19 protein-coding genes are annotated in these 17,923 nt (G+C 58.8%); 13 read left to right on the forward strand and 6 right to left on the reverse strand.

Features of this window, described 5'->3' with window-relative positions:
* Positions 1 to 5: 5 nt before the first annotated feature.
* A complete protein-coding gene (locus tag ACKUG4_RS20990; RefSeq protein WP_221399393.1) occupies positions 6 to 2,243 on the reverse strand; it encodes an ATP-binding protein in 2,238 nt (745 codons plus the stop codon).
* Entirely contained in the window at positions 2,240 to 2,845 is a 606-nt protein-coding gene (locus ACKUG4_RS20995; protein ID WP_085613048.1) for a biliverdin-producing heme oxygenase, read from the reverse strand. The genes ACKUG4_RS20990 and ACKUG4_RS20995 overlap by 4 nt, the downstream gene beginning before the upstream one ends.
* Before the next feature lie 454 nt (positions 2,846 to 3,299).
* On the opposite strand from ACKUG4_RS20995, the gene ACKUG4_RS21000 reads away from it, so the two are divergent.
* From ACKUG4_RS21000 to ACKUG4_RS21010, 3 genes are all read left to right on the forward strand, one after another.
* Complete coding sequence (locus ACKUG4_RS21000) at positions 3,300 to 4,829, forward strand: AAA family ATPase (RefSeq protein WP_445434744.1); 1,530 nt, start codon at positions 3,300 to 3,302, stop codon at positions 4,827 to 4,829.
* A gap of 53 nt (positions 4,830 to 4,882) precedes the next feature.
* Entirely contained in the window at positions 4,883 to 5,698 is an 816-nt protein-coding gene (locus ACKUG4_RS21005) for an HNH endonuclease (RefSeq protein ID WP_134333566.1), read from the forward strand.
* A gap of 122 nt (positions 5,699 to 5,820) precedes the next feature.
* On the forward strand, positions 5,821 to 6,441 hold the full coding sequence (locus tag ACKUG4_RS21010) for a LysE family translocator (protein WP_445434745.1): 621 nt from the start codon (positions 5,821 to 5,823) through the stop codon (positions 6,439 to 6,441).
* Here the strand turns inward: ACKUG4_RS21010 and ACKUG4_RS21015 are convergent.
* Positions 6,438 to 6,851 carry a VOC family protein gene (locus ACKUG4_RS21015; RefSeq protein WP_039770856.1) on the reverse strand — a complete coding sequence of 138 codons (414 nt, stop codon included), beginning with the start codon at positions 6,849 to 6,851 and terminating at the stop codon, positions 6,438 to 6,440. The two genes, ACKUG4_RS21010 and ACKUG4_RS21015, sit on opposite strands and share 4 nt — an antisense overlap.
* A 109-nt stretch (positions 6,852 to 6,960) precedes the next feature.
* Here ACKUG4_RS21015 and ACKUG4_RS21020 point away from each other — a divergent pair, with 109 nt between their 5' ends.
* The 3 genes from ACKUG4_RS21020 to ACKUG4_RS21030 are packed head-to-tail and all read left to right on the forward strand — an operon-like array spanning position 6,961 to position 9,488.
* Positions 6,961 to 8,043, forward strand: coding sequence for a bifunctional transcriptional activator/DNA repair enzyme AdaA (locus ACKUG4_RS21020; protein WP_445434746.1), 1,083 nt, complete (start codon positions 6,961 to 6,963; stop codon positions 8,041 to 8,043).
* A 23-nt stretch (positions 8,044 to 8,066) separates the two neighbouring features.
* On the forward strand, positions 8,067 to 8,864 hold the full coding sequence (locus tag ACKUG4_RS21025) for an isocitrate lyase/PEP mutase family protein (RefSeq protein ID WP_445434747.1): 798 nt from the start codon (positions 8,067 to 8,069) through the stop codon (positions 8,862 to 8,864).
* A gap of 3 nt (positions 8,865 to 8,867) precedes the next feature.
* Positions 8,868 to 9,488, forward strand: coding sequence for a DNA-3-methyladenine glycosylase family protein (locus ACKUG4_RS21030; protein ID WP_445434748.1), 621 nt, complete (start codon positions 8,868 to 8,870; stop codon positions 9,486 to 9,488).
* Positions 9,489 to 9,587: 99 nt separating this feature from the next.
* Here the strand turns inward: ACKUG4_RS21030 and ACKUG4_RS21035 are convergent, their stop codons facing one another.
* Positions 9,588 to 10,973: a hypothetical protein gene (locus ACKUG4_RS21035; protein WP_445434749.1), complete on the reverse strand. Its 1,386-nt coding sequence runs from the start codon at positions 10,971 to 10,973 to the stop codon at positions 9,588 to 9,590.
* 359 nt (positions 10,974 to 11,332) lie between these two features.
* Between ACKUG4_RS21035 and ACKUG4_RS21040 the strand changes: the two genes are divergently transcribed.
* Complete coding sequence (locus ACKUG4_RS21040) at positions 11,333 to 11,821, forward strand: GFA family protein (RefSeq protein ID WP_445434750.1); 489 nt, start codon at positions 11,333 to 11,335, stop codon at positions 11,819 to 11,821.
* Positions 11,822 to 11,921: 100 nt separating this feature from the next.
* Entirely contained in the window at positions 11,922 to 12,719 is a 798-nt protein-coding gene (locus tag ACKUG4_RS21045; RefSeq protein WP_445434751.1) for a MipA/OmpV family protein, read from the forward strand.
* Positions 12,720 to 12,725: 6 nt separating this feature from the next.
* Here ACKUG4_RS21045 and ACKUG4_RS21050 read toward each other — a convergent pair whose 3' ends face one another.
* Together ACKUG4_RS21050 and moaB are read right to left on the reverse strand one after the other, a co-directional pair.
* Positions 12,726 to 13,931 carry a molybdopterin molybdotransferase MoeA gene (locus ACKUG4_RS21050; RefSeq protein WP_445434788.1) on the reverse strand — a complete coding sequence of 402 codons (1,206 nt, stop codon included), beginning with the start codon at positions 13,929 to 13,931 and terminating at the stop codon, positions 12,726 to 12,728.
* Positions 13,928 to 14,467, reverse strand: coding sequence for a molybdenum cofactor biosynthesis protein B (gene moaB, locus ACKUG4_RS21055; RefSeq protein ID WP_039770868.1), 540 nt, complete (start codon positions 14,465 to 14,467; stop codon positions 13,928 to 13,930). Before moaB ends, ACKUG4_RS21050 begins: the two co-directional genes overlap by 4 nt.
* A 298-nt stretch (positions 14,468 to 14,765) precedes the next feature.
* On the opposite strand from moaB, the gene ACKUG4_RS21060 reads away from it, so the two are divergent.
* The 5 genes from ACKUG4_RS21060 to moaE all read left to right on the forward strand — a co-directional run bounded on the left by ACKUG4_RS21060 (position 14,766) and on the right by moaE (position 17,863).
* Complete coding sequence (locus ACKUG4_RS21060; protein ID WP_445434752.1) at positions 14,766 to 15,665, forward strand: LysR family transcriptional regulator; 900 nt, start codon at positions 14,766 to 14,768, stop codon at positions 15,663 to 15,665.
* Between the two features lie 160 nt (positions 15,666 to 15,825).
* A complete protein-coding gene (gene fdhD / locus ACKUG4_RS21065; RefSeq protein WP_445434753.1) occupies positions 15,826 to 16,668 on the forward strand; it encodes a formate dehydrogenase accessory sulfurtransferase FdhD in 843 nt (280 codons plus the stop codon).
* Entirely contained in the window at positions 16,665 to 17,150 is a 486-nt protein-coding gene (gene moaC / locus ACKUG4_RS21070; protein ID WP_445434754.1) for a cyclic pyranopterin monophosphate synthase MoaC, read from the forward strand. The genes fdhD and moaC overlap by 4 nt, the downstream gene beginning before the upstream one ends.
* Positions 17,147 to 17,398 carry a MoaD/ThiS family protein gene (locus tag ACKUG4_RS21075; protein ID WP_007957033.1) on the forward strand — a complete coding sequence of 84 codons (252 nt, stop codon included), beginning with the start codon at positions 17,147 to 17,149 and terminating at the stop codon, positions 17,396 to 17,398. The genes moaC and ACKUG4_RS21075 overlap by 4 nt, the downstream gene beginning before the upstream one ends.
* 3 nt (positions 17,399 to 17,401) lie before the next feature.
* Positions 17,402 to 17,863, forward strand: coding sequence for a molybdopterin synthase catalytic subunit MoaE (gene moaE / locus ACKUG4_RS21080; RefSeq protein ID WP_102717759.1), 462 nt, complete (start codon positions 17,402 to 17,404; stop codon positions 17,861 to 17,863).
* Positions 17,864 to 17,923 lie beyond the last annotated feature (60 nt).

A 17,923-nucleotide genomic window follows, 5' to 3' on the forward strand; every position in this document is an offset into this window, starting at 1 on the left:
GCGTTTCAGTCCAGACGCGGCACGGTGAAGCGGAATTCGCTGCCCTGCCCCGGCTCACTCTCGGCAACGATCTGCCCGCCATGGGCCTCGACGATGCCCTGCGTGATGTACAGACCCAGCCCAGTGCCGGTCGGATTGCCTTCCTTCACCGTCCAGTAACGGTCGAATACGTGCGGCAAGTGATCCTTGGGAATGCCTTCGCCGCTGTCGCGCACCGTGAAAACGATGTCGTCACCGACCGATTTGGCATACACGTCGACCGTGCCCAGGCGCGGAGTGAACTTGATTGCGTTGCCGACCAGATTCGACAGCACCTGAAACAACCGCTCGGGGTCGGCATGAATGCTCAGGTCGGGATCAGCCTCGAACGAGATGCTGATGTCCTTGTCCAGCGCCAGCGGCGCGAGCAGCGATTGCGCCTCTTCGAACATCTGCGCGACATCGAGTTTCTGCGGCGCGATGGTGTAGCGGCCGGCATCGATTTTCGAGGTGTCGAGCAAGTCTTCCAGCAGCGTGTTCATGCGTCCGGCGGCTTGTTGCATGGTGTCGATGGCGGTGGAGATGCGCCGCGAGGTGTGCGGCCCGTCGGAGCTGAAAGCCTTCTGCATCATGCCGCACAGCATTGAGATCACGGTCATCGGGTTGCGCAGATCGTGGGAAACCACCGCCACCAGCTCGTCGCGGGCACGCACCGCTTCCTGCTCGCGGCGCACCTGACGGGCCAGATCATTTTCCAGCGCCGAGCGACGCAAGTCGTTGGCGGCGAACAGATCGCCATGACTCCACTTGGTGGAAATCCCGGCCATCTCGACCTTCCAGATTTCGAACGAAGTACGCGGCCGCAGACGAAGGCCGGCGTCAGAGTTTTCCAGGTCCAGCGGCTTGCGCGGATCACCACTCCAGTTGATGTTCTCTTTGACTTCGGGCCGGAACCACAGCACGCCGTTGTCCACCGGTTTGGGCAGGCTCATGGCGAGCACGCCGCTGGCGACCTGCTGATAGTGCGCGGCCGGCGGATAGACGCTGGCCAGGTGATGACTGGCAAACACCGGCTCGCCACGCTCCTGCAACCATTTGTGCAGGGCGCGAATCTCTTCCGGCTCCGGGCAGTTGCCGTAACGGTGCAATTGCTTGTCTTCAATGATCGCGATGCCGCCGGCATTGGCCAGCGCCATCAGGACTTGTGGCTGGTTGGCCAGGCCATCGAATACGTTCTGTGGCGAATCGATCATCGCCTGATTGAGCAGCGCCAGCGCTTCGACTTTTTCTTCCCGTTGACGGCTGACTTCCAGTGCTTCCATCGCGCTGATCTGCAACGACAGCACCTGGCCGATGGTCTGGCACGCGGTACGCAATTCATGCGGTACATGCAGCGGCTGGCGATTGCCGCAACTGATCAGGCCCCAGAGCTTGTCGCCCTTGAGCAGGGAAATGCTCATCGAGGACAGCACACCCATGTTTTTCATGTACTGGCAGTGGATCGGCGACACGCTGCGCAGTGTCGCGAAGCTCAAGTCCAGCGGAGTCTGGGTGTCCGGGCGCAACTTGGGCACCAGCGGCACCGGTTGGTAGTCGGCATTCGGGATGATCCGTAGCCAGTTGGTGCGGTACAGCTCCCGGGCCTGCTCGGGGATGTCGGAGGCCGGGAAAAACAGACCGTTAAAGACTTCCATCGACGGATCGGACGCTTCGGCGATGACCTGACCGTGGCCCTCTTCTTCGAAGCGATAGATCAGCACCCGGTCGTAACCGGTCATGGCCTGGATTTCCTTGACGCTGATGTCGTACAGCGCCTGCAGGCTCTGGGCCTTTTGCAGGCGCGCGAGCATCCGCCCCAGATGGGTTTCGGTGCCGGCGACGTTGCGCGGCTGGAAGTTTTCGACGTGGATTTCCAGCTCCAGAATCAGCACATCCTGATGCCGGTGCACCAAGCCTTCGAACGCGGTGCCGTTGAGGCGAAAGTGCAGCGGCGGCGCATCGGACAGGGCCGGTTGCTGCAAGGCCTGGCGAACCTGTGCGGCATGGGCATCGCCGATCAGGCTTTGCAGGGGCTGGCCGATCAGCTCTTGCGCCGGGCGTGCGAGCAGGGTCTCGACGTTGGCGCTGATCTGAATGATCGAAAGGTCCGGCTCGCTCAGGGTCAGCAGCAAACCGTGCGGCTGGATTGCGCCGGGAAAGCGGATCGGCTCGTCGGCACAGTTGGCCAGCAACTCTTCAAAGGCTTCTTTGTCTTGCGGGTTCATACCAGAACCTCCTGGCTTTCGAGCCACTGCTCGAAACAGCTGAATGTAGTGTGGGCGGCCGCCACGACGGCTTCACGCTCGTCGGCGTCCATCGGGCGACTGCCCAGGTATTCGATGAAATCGCGCCAGCGCCGGCCGGTGGCAGCGCCGTAGATGTCCAGAAACGCTGCGCCGTTGTCCGCGCCGAGATTCAACCGCGTGGCGATCTCCCGGCGCAGGATCTGTCCGCCAAGGGTTGCGCCTTCCAGCACGTACAGCACGCCAAGGCAGGCGGCGGCGGAGTCGATGGCGGGCAACTGGCGGCAGAGCGAAAACTCTCCGCCGCTTGCGCCCAGCGCCTGCAGATCGCGTTGCAGGGTCGGGGTCTTGAGGCGCGAAACCAGATCGAAATCGGCGGGGATCTCGCCGCTGTCCTGCAATGCGCTTTCCAGTGGCTGATAGAAGCCGTAATAGGCGCGCATCAATCGCTCGAAAGCCTGCAGATCAAGGGTATCGGAGAAGAAAGGAAGGCGTTTTTCCAGAGCAATGTGCAGTTCGGCCGTGCCGGCGCGCAGATCCTGCAACACCGGTGGTACATGAACCTCGCGGGCCTTTGCTTGCATGTAGGTCGCTCTTGGTAGGGCCACTTAGGCCGTGCGTGATCAGTGAAACGGGGAGAAACCTTACACGATAATCTCCCTCCCATTCCAACCGGAGGGATCATCTATCCATTCACACCCTCCTCGCCTTGATTATGAGTTCCAACACCCGCTGAAAGTTCGACCTGAAAGATTTGATCGATGATGTATTAAAATCACATAACGAGGTACTTCGAATGATACTCATAAAGCACTTACAACAAACAACTCCTGATAGGCTTCTTTGCGCACCTCACCCATCCCACTAAAGCATATATTTACAATCTCAATAAAAGCAAAGCATCACCATTCAGATCAACCCAATCCAGATAACCAAACTACTCCTTGGAAACACCGACCTAATAAAGACAACACAGCGAAGCAAAACTCGACATAATGGTGGCTTTTTGATACCTTTTCCAAATTCAAAAGGAGGTTGATGCTCATGATTTTCTGTAAATCAAAGAACCTAGAACACCAAAAAGATATAGTCACACTCGACAAGTCAGATTGGGATGACTACGGCTATCGTACTCAGTTCTATGTAACATATTACGATGAAAACCTAGAAAGACATGATCTAGGCACGATAAAAATAGGTTTTATTGGACAAGCAAATAGCGAGCAAACTGCAAATGCGCTTCCTGACAACTTTCCTCATTTAAAAGATAATTATTTCTCACTAGGTCAAAGTTCAGAGTTTTACGAGCGAATCATTGCACTTCCCAAAAGAAAAGGCTTTGAAATCCTTAAAAAACTGCGCGACATCGCATTCAACAAAAGCATTTTTAATTCAGTCATGGAGGAACACGTTCTTTACTCCTCACTGATGCGATTCACCAGCTCAACGACAATAAAGAATCAATTCACTCGAATCCTTGAAGGTGGGGTTACGTATGAGAGCTTTGATTTCAGCTATCAAAAATCACCACAAAGATCAGGCACAAGTACTCGTTTTGATTTTTCAGTAAAAATTGACTCAAAACCACCGACCCACATGCACGTACTCATTGGCAGGAATGGTACAGGGAAAACAAAACTACTTAATAGCATGATTACTAGCTTGGTACATAACAACAATGAGTCAGGTGCTTTTTTTGAGAAGCGCAACACTCACTCACCTCTGATTGGTAGCAATTATTTTAGTGGAGTAATATCCGTATCCTTTAGCGCGTTTGACAAATTCGTCCCCCCGCAAGATCAACCAGATAGCGCCAAAGGGTTACGATATCACCACATAGGATTGAAGCAGATTGTTGATGATGAACTCCAGCCGAAATCTGATAAGACTTTAGAAACCGAGTTACTCGAAGCCATCGAGACATGTTTAAACCAAGAGGACAAGCGCACACTACTACTAGATGCAATAAAAACACTCGAATCAGATGACAACTTTAAACAAATCGGATTAGTAGAACTCATAGAATCCCGTTACGATAGAAAAACAGTTCCAGATTTTAAAAAAATCTATAAAGAAATGAGTTCTGGGCATGCAATCGTACTTCAGTCTTTATCTCGGTTGATCGCCTACATTGAGGAGAAGTCCTTAGTTATGATGGACGAACCCGAAAGCCATCTGCACCCACCACTGCTTTCCGCTTTTACAAGAGCGATTTCCAACATACTTGCCGAACGTAATGCCATTGCTTTAATAGCTACACACTCTCCTGTCATCCTCCAGGAGGTGCCTAAAAATTGCGTGTGGAAGTTATATCGAATCGATGATGAAATTAAAGCCGAGCGCCCTTTAGATGAGACATTTGGTGAAAACCTTGGCGTACTGACAAGCGAAATCTTTGGCTTGGAGGTTTCTGCATCAGGATTTCATAATCTTTTAAGAAAGTCTGTAGAAGACAACAGCAAAACATACAACCAAATAATAGATGAATACAACGGCCAAATCGGATTCGAGGGCCGCTCCATACTCAGAAACCTCATTGCTACCAGAGGAAAAGGGGGCAACAGATAATGCGAAGCTTGCCCATTCCAAAACAAGACAATATGTTGGTCTACAGAGACTGCGTGAATGGCATATTCAACGAAGAATTGCGCAGCAGATTCAAAAGTGCGGCGCCTGATATTCAGGTGGCGTATAAGAGTTATCTAACAGAGGCAAAGGCAAACCTACTCCATACAATCAGGGGCAAAAAATACGAGAAGAACGATATAGTCCTTTCTCGCCTTACGAAAGACAATCTGATGAAGTTGTACTCACAATACTTCGTCGGCGAGCAAAAAATAGCAAGAAAACATTACAACGATATCTTCTTTAGTTCACCAAACCAAAAATGCCCTTATTGTGGATTTGGACAAGTATTTACATTAGACCATTATTTATCCAAGGCTTCACATCCTCAGTTTTCTGTTCTGATGCCTAATCTGGTTCCTTCCTGCCGGGATTGCAATGAAGGTTACAAAAGCGATAAAGCCGGAAACTCCGAATCAAAGCAGTTCCTTCATCCTTACTTCGAAAAAGGATACTACTATGAGCAACAATGGCTTTTTGCAGAAGTAAAGTACAGTGTACCTGCCACGATATTTTTTTATGTTTCCTGCCCACTCAACTGGACTGAATCGGCAAAAAGCAGAGTACGCAATCATTTTAAGGAGTTCGGACTGCAAGAGAGATATGCCGTCGAAGCAGCAGAAGAACTTTCAACCTTGAGTTTGCGCCTATCTAGACGACACAAAAATGATAGCCCGGCTCAGATAAGAGAAATATTGGACGAAGCGTTGGAGGCAGAACAAATGAAGCATCAAAACTCATGGAAAACAGCGATGTACTATGCTTTAGTGCAGAGCAAATGGTATCAATGCGAAGGTTACAAACTAGAATAAGTGGAGTTAGAAATCAGGTACTTATAAATTTCGACAACAACAGCGACACGTCAGAATTTAGGCGTTAGTCGAAGTTTACATTTAAAACCTCTGGCAAATCTGATCAGTGCAGGATTATTGCTATGGATCTCACTACCCTCTCCCTGTTTCTACCCGCCTGCTTCGCCTTGAACATGGCGCCGGGGCCGAACAACCTCCTGTCGGTCAGCAACGCCACCCGCTACGGCTATCGTCGCGCCTGCGTGGCCGGGATCGGTCGGTTGCTGGCGTTCGCCGGGATGATCGCCCTCGCGGCGGCGGGGCTGGCGGTGGTGCTGCAAACGTCGGAACTGTTGTTCTATGGGATCAAGATTGTCGGCGCAGGGTATCTGTTGTATCTGGCGTGGCAGCTGTGGCGGGCCAATCCTGCCGCCGAAGACGCGGTTACTGCGCCGGCAAACGGGCTTCTGGCCCTGGCGCGTCAGGAGTTTTTAGTGGCGGCAGGCAATCCCAAGGCAATTCTTATATTCACTGCTTTTCTGCCGCAATTCGTCGACCCGACCCGCGCCATCACCCCGCAGTTCATGCTGCTGGGCGTGCTGTTCCTGCTGCTGGAATGGATCGCCATCAGCGCTTACGCCTACATGGGCCTGCACATGCGCCGCTGGTTCGCCGAGCCGCGCGGCAAACGGATCTTCAACCGTTGCTGCGCCGGGCTGCTGTCGGCGGCAGCTTCGGTATTGTTAATGGCCAAGCGCGCCTAAGCTTCGGAAGGGCCCTTGAGTTCGACCTGGTTGCCGTCCGGGTCGAAGCAGTACAGCGACAGGCCGTAGCCCTCGGCGCCAAAACGGGTGGCGGCTTTTTCGACGGTCAGGCCGCAGGCTTGCAAATGACTGACCAGCGCCGCTTCATCGAACGGCTCGATGCGCAGGCAGAAGTGATCGACATTGCGCCGTTCGCTGCCGGCGGCCGCGCCGCCCTTGCGGCCGATTTCGCCGTCGAGGTCGACCAGATCGATCATCGACGTGCCGGCGCGCAGGTGCACCAGACCGAACTTTTCGTTGCGCTTGACCACTTCGGCGCCGAAGACCCGGTCGTAGAAATCAATGCTGCGTTGCAGATCGGCGACGCGCAGCACGATGTGATCGATGTGTTGAATCGTGAACGGTGGCATACCTTCATTTCCCGAGTTGTAGCGACCCGATCACTGTAGTGCAGCGGCCCGAAAATTCACTGTCGATTTTTCGGTGGAGCCATCGAATAACTGGTTTTATCCTCGGCCCATGAACATACAGACCGCTGTCCTGCCCCCTCACGCCGAAATGGTTCGCGCCATGCTCGCAAGCGACACTGCCTACGAAGGCGTGTTTTTCACGGCCGTGAAAACCACCGGGATCTTTTGCCGCCCGACCTGCACGGCGCGCAAGCCGAAACCGGAAAACGTCGAGTTCTTCGCCCACGCTGACGACTGCCTGTCCGCCGGTTATCGCGCCTGTTTGCGCTGCAAACCGCTGGACGCTGCGGCCATCGCCCCGGATTGGGTGCAGCGGCTGCTCAAAGCAGTCGACGCCGACCCGGAGGTGCGCTGGAGCGATGCGCAATTGCTCGCCGAGGGCATCGAACCGTTGAAGTTGCGGCGCTGGTTCAAACAGCATTTCGGCATGACCTTCCACGCGTGGCTGCGCACCCGCCGGCTCGGCATGGCGTTGGGCGGGATCAAGCAAGGCACGTCCATCGACCACGCCGCGTTCGATTCCGGCTATGAATCCCTCAGCGGTTTTCGCGATGCGTTTCAGAAATCGTTTCACATCACGCCGGGACGCGCGGCAGCCAGCGAGCCGCTGCTGTTCACTCGCCTGACCACGCCGCTGGGGCCCATGATCGCCATGGCCGAGCGACGCGGGCTGGTGCTGCTGGAGTTTCTCGACCGCCCGGCGCTGACCCGGGAAGTCGAGGAACTGCAAAACCGCTACGGCTACGTGGTCGCACCGGGGCACAACGCGCATTTGCAGCAGATCGAAAACGAACTGGCGCTGTATTTCGCCGGCAAGCTGAGCGAATTCAGCGTGCCGCTGCACCTGCCCGGCAGCGAGTTTGCCCGCCAGGTCTGGGCTGCACTGCGGCAAATCCCCTACGGCCACACCAGCACTTACGGCACCATCGCCGCACGGCTGGGCAAACCCGGCGCCAGCCGCGCGGTGGGGCTGGCCAACGGGCACAATCGGCTGTCGATCGTGGTGCCATGCCATCGGGTGATCGGTGCGGACGGCTCATTGACGGGCTATGGTGGTGGACAACCGCGCAAGGCGTTTTTGCTCAGACTGGAAAATGCCGCCGTGCAGCTGACGCAACAACTGGCTTTCTGAACAACCGAAAAGAAGGGATCTCGATGAACGCGCTCGACACTCAGTTTCACCAGTTGCACCACGATGGCCTGCTGATCCTGACCAACGTTGCCGACGCCACAGGCGCGCGACTGGTCGAGCAACTGGGTGGCAAAGCGGTCGCCACCAGCAGCGCCGCGGTCGCCTGGGCCCACGGTTACCCGGACGGCAACACTCTGCCGCTCGAGCGGTTGATCAGCAGCGTGGACTCGATTGCGCGAGTCATCAAAGTGCCGTTGAGCGTGGACGTCGAAGCCGGTTATTCCGATGACCTCGACCGGGTCGCTGAAGTGATCGATGCCGTGATCGCTGCGGGTGCGGTCGGGATCAATATCGAAGACGGCAGCGGCACGCCGGAACTGCTGGTGCGCAAGATCGAAGTCGCGCGACAAGTGGCCGACAAGCGCAATGTGAAGCTGTTCATCAATGCCCGCACCGACGTTTATCTGAAAAGCCTGGTGCCTGCCGAGGATCGCGTCGCCGAAACCCTGCACCGCGCCGTGCTTTATCAGGCAGCCGGGGCCGATGGGTTGTTCGCTGCCGGTGTGACGTCCGCCTACGAAATCGAAGCCATCTGCAAAGGTACGACCCTGCCGGTCAACGTCCTGGGCTTTGCTTGCCTGCCCTCCCCCGAAGAACTGCAAACCTTTGGCGTGCGCCGCTTGAGCGCCGGTTCCGGGATCGCCGAGTTCCTGTACGGCGCCATGGGCTCACTGGTGAAAAGCTTCCTCGCCAGCGGCAAGCTCGACACCCATGACCTCAAGGCCTTCACCTATGGCGAAGTCAACGGTCTGCTGAAGTAAACCATGCCTGATCCCTATCAGCCGGCCAGCGAGTTTCTGGCCAGCCTCGACGCCGACTGGCAGCGCCACATTGCTGCCATAGGCCCTTGTCTGCATCAGCCGCATCCGACGCGCGATCCCTATGAGTCTCTGGTGCGGGCGATTGCCTATCAGCAACTGCACGCCAAGGCGGGCGATGCGATTGCCGGGCGGCTGGTGGGATTGTTTCCCGGGCAGTCGTTTCCGCGTCCGGAGCAGATTCTGGCGACGGACTTCGACCGACTGCGCAGTTGCGGGTTTTCGGCGGGCAAGATTGCGACGATTCAGGGGATTGCCCAGGCGACCCTGGACGGTGTGGTGCCGGATTACTCGACCGCGCTGGCGATGGAGGATGAGGCGCTGATCGAGCGGTTGGTCAGCCTGCGCGGGGTCGGGCGCTGGACGGTGGAGATGTTGCTGATTTATAGCCTGGAACGCCCGGATATTCTGCCGGCGGATGACTTTGGGGTTCGCGAGGGGTATCGGCGGTTAAAGGGGCTGGAGGTGCAGCCGACGCGCAAGCAGATGATTGATATCGGATTGGCGTGGAGTCCGTTTCGCACCGTGGCGGCATGGTACCTGTGGCGTGTGCCTAAGGCGCTCTGACCCTGCCCCTTTACCCTATTCAGTCTGATATTTCGACAGGCTGGGGTGAGGAGCCGTTCATCTCGCTCCTCCCCAGGGAGTCGGCCGCACGGCGTTTTTTCATGGAAACAGCAGCTTCATGTCATGTTCCGAATAATTGTACTTGCAGCGCAACTCGGTCCCCGCCGGAATATCGTCCTCGGCGAACAGCGCACTCAGTATGTAACGCCGACGTTCGAACCGGGTGCCGATCTGCAGGTCTGCTTCAACCTTGAACCCGATTATCTTCACGTTATAGCCCTCCGCCGCTTGCCTGACTGGCTTGTCGGCGGCGTCATATTCGAAGTTCGAGTTGATCCGCGAAACAATATTGTCACCGATGACCACCAGGGGCTCTTCGATCAACCTTCCCGGTTCGTAATGCAAATAAGTGCCCGCGAGCATGGTGAACGTCTGCTCCTCTGGCCGCAGCAGCCCTGCCCGGCTGATCGTTCCGCCGTAAAGGCCCAGCGCCTCGCCTCTGGTGATTCGCTTGTTCGCGACCACCATAAGCTGGCCGATCAGCGCTTTCTCGCCGGGTACTTTCATGTCGGCACTGGTGAAAGTACGCAGCTCGAGTTTCTCTTCATAGAGCCTGGCAACATCTTCATAGCCTTCGAACTTGATGTAAGGCTTGATCGGCTCCGAACGATATCGCTCCCCCGTGTCCAAGGTCACCTGCGTTTCCAGTTTGCGAATCCGTACCGGCCTGCCCGACGGATCGCGCAACGGGTATTTGCCGTTGTTGGTGCGGTCGTACGAAGCCAGACGATTGGCCCGGAACGAATAGCGCACCTCGTGACGCATGGCCGCCAGTTCCTGTTCGGTGTAAGGCTTGATCTGCATTGATTCGGAAGCCAGCTCGAACTCGTCGTCAGAAGCGTCCTGACGACTGCGCCCTTCGTCGCCTTCCGGGTGAGGCATTGTCTCGAGGGGCGAGTCGACTTCACTGCGTGGGTCTGGGGTGCGAAAACGGTCAGTGTCAAACTCTTCCAGCGGGTGCCAACGCCTGCCATCGCTATCGCGCTCCAGAACCGGGCCGGAAGGATTGAGTTCGCTGGCCAGCCTGGCACGGTACAACCCCGTCTGCGGATCGGCACTGACCTGGACGATGGCCTGATCGGGCAATTCGGCGAACTGGCGCCCTTTGAACGTCCTGAAGCCATCGGCATCGATCTCCGTCAACCGGCCTGCCCCCCGGACGTGGTAGGCCTCCAACGACTGTCGTCCGGAGGCGGGTATTTCAATCGTCGGCTGCGCCTCGTGAACAGTGATCAAAGCCGGAGAACTGGCGACCTCTCCAGTGCGGTCATGTGGGGCCCTTGAGCCTCCGGAAAAACCGGGTGAATCTGGCTGCGTGAAGTGGCCACCGGGGCGAATCATCGGCCCCGACACCGCGCCATCAGCGGGCGGTTTAAAATGGACATCAACCGGGCCTGCACCCTTGGTCGGCGGTTTGCCTGGCATATCCAACTTCCTTGCTAAATGGCCGGATCAAATCCTGTGAATCTGAAGCCGGCCGGTGTTCGGCGTCATTGCCGGTTCATCTACATGGCGAAAAAAGGCTACCAGACTCCGACCACACCCAACCACGCACAAACCGCTTCAAATTGATTCCCGGCGCGCTTCGGCCAACAGCGTCTGCGGCCGTTCTGCAGATGTTTCTGCGCCCTGATTGTGTGATCCATCACCACGCCTGCCCTTGCGCCAACGATTCCAGCACCAGACCGGCTCGGGGGGGGGAAAGATACAACTGACGCTCCGGGTGCAGGCGATCTTCTCGTCTAGGCTGAACCGAACGAATTCAGCCCAACCGGAGGCCACTCATGCACCTCGAAGGCTCCTGCCACTGCGGCGCGGTTTCATTCACCCTCGACAGCACCCACCCCTACCCTTATCAGCGCTGCTACTGCTCGATCTGCCGCAAGACCCAGGGCGGTGGCGGCTATGCGATCAATCTCGGCGGCGATGCGGCCAGTCTCAAGGTGCGCGGGCGCAAACACATCACGATCTACCACGCGAAAATGAAAGACGCAGGCGATGCCCGCGCCCACCGCAGCAGCGCCGAGCGGCACTTCTGCTCGCAGTGCGGCAGCGGCCTGTGGCTGTTCAGCCCGGAATGGCCGGAGCTGATCCACCCGTTCGCCTCGGCGATCGACACACCGCTGCCGGTGCCGCCGGAACACACTCATCTGATGCTCGGCTCGAAAGCCCCGTGGGTCGAAGTGCAGGCGAGCGCCAGGGACCAGCAATTCGAGGTCTACCCGGAAGAATCCATCGCCCAATGGCACGAACGACTGAAATTGACCCGATAACCGCCTTCACAGTCTTTGACAGTTTCCCGACAAAGCTGCCAAAGATTGCCGGCCGCCCCCTCACTAGCATGGGCGCATCCAATCTCCCCTCGGGTGCCCCATGCCGGTTTCGTTACGCACATTTTCGCTGTCCCTGACTTCCCTCTGCCTGCTGCTGCCGGGCGATTCGCTGCGCGCCGAAGACTGGCATGCCACCCTGCGTGCCGGGGCCGCCAGTGCGCCGCGTTACAGCGGCAGTGATGAGCGGGTGGTGGCGCCATTGGTGGGTGTCGAAATCGTCAGCCCTTACGGCGTGTTTCTCGACAGCAGTCGAGGCCTCGGCTGGGGCTTCGACGAAGAGGATTTCGGCCTCAGCGTCTACGTCGGCGCCAGCGACGTGCGCAAGGATCGCAAGACCGGATTCAAAGGCTCGGACGAGCTCAACGGCATGGGTTCGATCAAGTCTCGCCCGGTGATCGGGCTCGACGGCACGTATCACATGGGCCCGATCATCCTCGGCGCGAGTTTCGAGCATGCGCTGGAAAAGGATGACGATGACCATGACACCGGCTCATCGTGGAACCGCCTCAAGCTGAGCATCAGCGCGCCGCTCTACGAAGGACGTTTCGGCAAAGTCACCGGCGGCCTCAACAGCCAGTTCGGCGACAGCAATTACATGCGCACCTGGTACGGCGTCAGCGATGCCCAGGCCTCGCGCAGTCAGTTCCGCGCGTACAAGGCCCGGGCCGGATTGGTCAGTCGCGGCGCGGATCTGACCTGGTCGTTGCCGCTGGATGAGCAATGGAGCGTGTCGACCGTGCTGTCGGTGCAGTACCTGAGCCACGAAGCGGCCGACAGCCCGATTGTCGAGCGCCGGTTGCAGACCTCGTTGGCCGGGCAAGTGGTCTACAGCTTCTGATCGCGCTCAGAACAGCTCGCCGAACGGAATGAAACGCAGCGGATCACCGAGCTGCAAGGTGCTGTTCTCCGGAATTTCCACCAATCCGTCGGCCCAGGTCACGCCGAGCAGCACACCGGAACTCTGGTTCGGATACAGCGCCGCCTGCCCGCCCTCCAGACGCACCCGCAGGTATTCGCGACGGCTGCCGGGTTTCGGCCAGTCGAAACCGGCGTTGACCGTGAAGCTCAGCGGCATCACCTCTTCCACGCCTTGAATGCGCAGCAGGTACGGGCGCGCCAGCAGGCCGAAGGTCACCAGTGCCGAGGTCGGATTGCCGGGCAGGCCGATCACCGGCACTGTGCCGAAATGGCCGACCGTCAGCGGTTTGCCGGGTTTGATCGCGAGTTTCCACAGCAACGGTTTGCCGTTGTCACGCAGCACCTGACCGAGGCAGTCGGCGTCACCGGCAGACACGCCGCCGGTGGTCAGAATCAGATCGGCTGCCACTTGCAGTTGCTCGAGTTTGAGCCGGGTCTGCGCCGGACGATCGGGCAGAATCCCGGCGTCGATCACTTCGCAACCCAGTTCACGCAACCAGTGGTCGAGCAAGGTGCGGTTGCTGTTGTAGATGCTACCGGGACGCAAGGGCTGGCCCGGTTCCACCAGTTCATCCCCGGTCGACAGCAACGCCACGCGCGGACGACGCACCACCGGCAAATGGGTCATGCCCTGCCCTGCGGCGACGGCCAGCTCGAACGGGCCGAGGCGTTTGCCGGCGCGCAGCAAGGTGTCGCCGACGCGGTTTTCCTGGCCCTGGGGACGGATGTTCTGGCCGACCTTCAGCGGTTGCAGGAAACGTACGCGACCGTCCTCCAGCACTTCGACGTTTTCCTGCATCTCCACGCAATTGGCGCCCATGGGCAACGGCGCACCGGTGAAAATCCGTGCGCAGGTGCCGGATAGCAAGGCGTCCGGCGCCATCCCGGCGTAGACCCGCTGCGACACGCTCAACGGCTGGCGTTGCAGATCGGCGAGGTTCAAGGCATAACCGTCCATGGCGCTGTTCGGCCACGGCGGCAGGTCGAGGGTGGCGACCAGATCGCTGGCCAGCACGCGCCCGCGCGCTTCATTGAGCGGCACCGATTCGCTGTCCGGCAGGCGTTGTTCATCAGCCATCGCCAGCAGTTGGTCGAGGGCGTCCTCGACCGGCATCAATCCCGGCTTGCTCATCCGCGCGGCCCGCAGGCTTGCACCGGCTTGAGGTGCGGAACGAAGTTGCACGGGCGGTGACGGTTATCCAGTTGTTCGGCGAGGATGCCTTCCCACGCGGTGCGGCAAGCGCCGGTGGAACCCGGCAGGCAGCACACCAGCGTGCCGTTGGACAGCCCGGCCAGCGCACGGCTTTGCACGGTCGAGGTGCCGATGTCGAGAATCGAGATGGCGCGGAACAGTTCGCCGAAACCGTCGATCTGCTTGTCCAGCAGGCAAGCCACGGCTTCCGGGGTGCTGTCACGCCCGGTGAACCCGGTGCCGCCGGTGATCAGCACCACTTGAATGCCGTCGTCGGCGATCCACTGCGCGACCTGGGCGCGGATCTTGTACAGGTCGTCCTTGAGCAGGTTGCGTTCGCTCAAGGTGTGGCCGGCCTCCAGCAGGCGGCTGACCAGCAACTGGCCGGAGGTGTCGCTGGCGTAATCGCGGGTATCGCTGACCGTCAGCACGGCAATATTCAGGGGAACGAACAAGGCATCCGATTTCACACTCATGGCACTCTCCGGCCGTCGTCAATTCAATGGATGACGAGCCTAAGTGCCGCCTGTGAGGACTGTCTAATCACTCTGGCCAACCACACTATCGACCTGCTCTATCGGTGTTTTTTTTCAGCCCCTCGACCACTGTCCGGCCCAATGAAACCGGGGGTCATCGAAACCCTCGATAGGCTCTTAAACACTGCCGATTGGACGAAAAAAACCATCAGTGGGATCGTCGTTCCCTGCGCTTTCCGTGCGCTGTACGCATCTGCGTCAATACTCAATCAAAATTCCTTATCGAGCAGGTGCCGTCGTGGACATCAAACAACTCAAGTTCCTGATCGCGCTGGACGAAACCCGCCACTTCGGCCAGGCCGCCGCGCGCTGCCACATCACCCAGCCGACCCTGTCGATGCGCCTGCGCAATCTGGAGGACGAGCTGGATCTGGTGCTGGTCAATCGCGGCCAGCGCTTCGAAGGTTTCACCCAGGCCGGCGAGCGCGTACTGGCCTGGGCCCGCACGCTGCTGGCGGCCCACGACGGGTTGTTTGCCGAAGCCGCTGCCTGCCGGGGGCAACTGGTGGGTAGCCTGCGGCTGGGGCTGGTGCCGCTGAGCAACTTCAATCCGGTCAATTACATTCAGGGTTTGTCCGGGACTTATCCGGAGCTGAAATACAGCCTGTCGTCGCTGAGTTCGGACGAGATCATCGAAGGCCTGGGCAACAATCAGCTGGACCTGGGCGTGTGTTATCTGGACCACGTCAACCCGAACTATTTCGAGTTCTTCGAGATTGGCGAAACCCGTGTCGGCCTGCTCTACGACACCCGCCACTTCCATTTCGAAGGCCCGGAAATGAGCTGGGAAGACGCCGCCGAACTGCCGCTGGGGATGATCACTACCGGCATGCACTACCGCAAATCCATCGACCTGAGTTTCCGCAGTCGCGGGTTGAATCCGCAGCCGATCCTGGAAAGCGACTCGACCTATCAACTGCTGCAGGCGATTCACCAGGGCTTCTGCTGCTCGATCATGCCGCTGGACAGCGGGCTGGAGGAGCCGATCGAACACCTGGCTTTCATCAACCTGCCGGATGCCAGCGTACTCGCGCCGCTGGGGCTGGTGATGCGCAAGACCGAACCGCGCTCGGCGATTGCCGAGAAGTGTTTTGCCGAGGCGCGCAAGATGTTCGGGATCGAGGCGCCCGTCGTTTAACCCTCCCCAAGTTGCCTGAAACGTTGCACTTCGGTGCAACGACTTCAGGTCCGCCTGCGGTCATCGACCAAGCCAATCACTGCATCGGAACAAGCGATTGGACGCACTATTCCCTGCCCCGTAGCCTGAACTCACTTCAGCGCTTCGGGGACTTTTCAAGATGCTGTGCCAAGTTGAACAACTCATCGAACCGGGCGACGCCAACGCCCCCGCGCCACAACCGGCGCAAGTGGCCTACCGCGAATACCTCGACGACGCGCCGTTGTCCCACGCGGCGCTGGCGGCGGAAATCGCCCTGGCCATCAGCTACAACGGCCTGAATCAGGCGGTGATGATGGTCTCTCCAGGCAACATCGAAGACTTCATTCGCGGCTTCAGCCTGAGCAATGCCATCGTCGACCGCCTCGACGATATCCACGACATCCGCCTGACCCATTTCGACCAGGCCTGCCAGGCCGACGTGCAGATTTCCAGCCGCGCGTTCTGGGCCCTGAAGGATCATCGCCGGCAGATGGCGGGCACCAGCGGTTGCGGCCTCTGCGGCGTGGAAGCCCTTGAGCAGGCGCTGCCGCAACTGGAGATCCTGATCCCGACACCGTTGCCACCCGCCGCGCATTTCAACGGCATCCGCCAGCGCATCGAACAGGCCCAGCAACTGGCCCGCAGCAGCGGTGCCCTGCACGCGGCGCTGTACTTCGACGCCGACGGCGAAGCGCTGTTGTGCCGCGAAGACATCGGCCGCCACAACGCCCTCGACAAGCTGATCGGCGCCTTGCAATTCGAAGGTCTCGATGCGCGTCAGGGCTTCGTCGTGGTCACCAGCCGTTGCAGCCTCGAACTGATCCACAAAGCCGTGCGCGCCCGCCTCGGCACCCTTGTCAGCCTGTCTGCCCCCACCGCGCTGACCGTGCGCTGGGCGCTCAAGCACCGCTTGAACCTGATCCACGTCCCGCACCGCAATGCCCCGCGAATCTACAGCCCGATCCAGGAGCCCACCGCATGAGCAACACCCTCACCCACCTCGACGATCAGGGCCGCGCCAACATGGTCGACGTCAGCGACAAAGCCGCCACCCGCCGCGAAGCCACCGCGCAAGCCTGGGTGCAGATGCGCCCGGAAACCCTGCAAATGATCCAGTCCAACGGCCACCCCAAGGGCGATGTGTTCGCCGTGGCGCGGATCGCCGGGATTCAAGCGGCCAAGCGTACCCACGAGTTGATTCCGCTGTGTCATGCGCTGCTGCTCAGTTCGATCCACGTCGAACTCAAGGCCTGCGAACCGGACCGTGTGCAGATCACCAGCACCTGCCGCCTCACCGGCCAGACCGGCGTTGAACTCGAAGCTCTGACCGCCGCCAGCGTCGCCGCGCTGACGATCTACGACATGTGCAAAGCGGTGGACCGGGCGATGGTTATCGGCGACATCCGCCTGCTCAGCAAACAGGGCGGCCGCTCCGGCCACTTTCAATGGGAGAACCCGAAATGATTCTGATCAACTACTTCGCCAGCTACCGTGACCGGCTCAATCTGGGCGGTGAAAAGATTCCGGCCAGCGACACCCTCGCCTGTGTCGAGGACGTGCGGCAGATGCTGATGCAGCGCGGCGATGTCTGGCGTGAAGTGCTCGGCGCCGGCAACCTGATGTGCGCGGTGAATCAGGAACTGTGTCAGCCGGATCAGGCAATCGAGGATTTCGACGAGATTGCGTTTTTCCCGCCGGTCACGGGGGGTTGAAACATGGGTGTTCGAGTCCAGCGTAAAGGCTTCGATGCCGGTCAGTTGATTGCCGATCTGCATGCGCGCAATCCACGGGTGGGCGCGGTGGTGAATTTCATTGGTTATGTACGGGATCTGAACGTCGGGCAGTCGGTGACCGAGCTGTTTCTGGAGCATTATCCGGGCATGACCGAGAAGGCTCTGGAGCAGATCGCCGAACAGGCGCGAGAGCGTTGGCCGCTATTGGCGGTGGAGATTGTGCATCGGGTCGGCGCGCTGTCAGTGACCGAACCGATCGTGTTCGTTGGCGTCAGCAGCAAGCATCGGCATGCGGCGTTCGAGGCCTGTGCGTTCATCATGGATGTGCTGAAGACGCGTGCACCGTTCTGGAAACGTGAGACCACGCCGGAGGGTTCGCATTGGGTCGAGGCGCGGGAGAGTGATCAAAATGCGGCGTTTCGCTGGAGTCTGGCGCATGCCTGAAGACCGAAAGCCCTCACCCTAGCCCTCTCCCAGAGGGAGAGGGAACCGACCCGGGGATAT

The organism is Candidatus Pseudomonas auctus, from assembly GCF_048654275.1.
Classification (GTDB): Bacteria; Pseudomonadota; Gammaproteobacteria; order Pseudomonadales; family Pseudomonadaceae; genus Aquipseudomonas; species Aquipseudomonas pharyngis.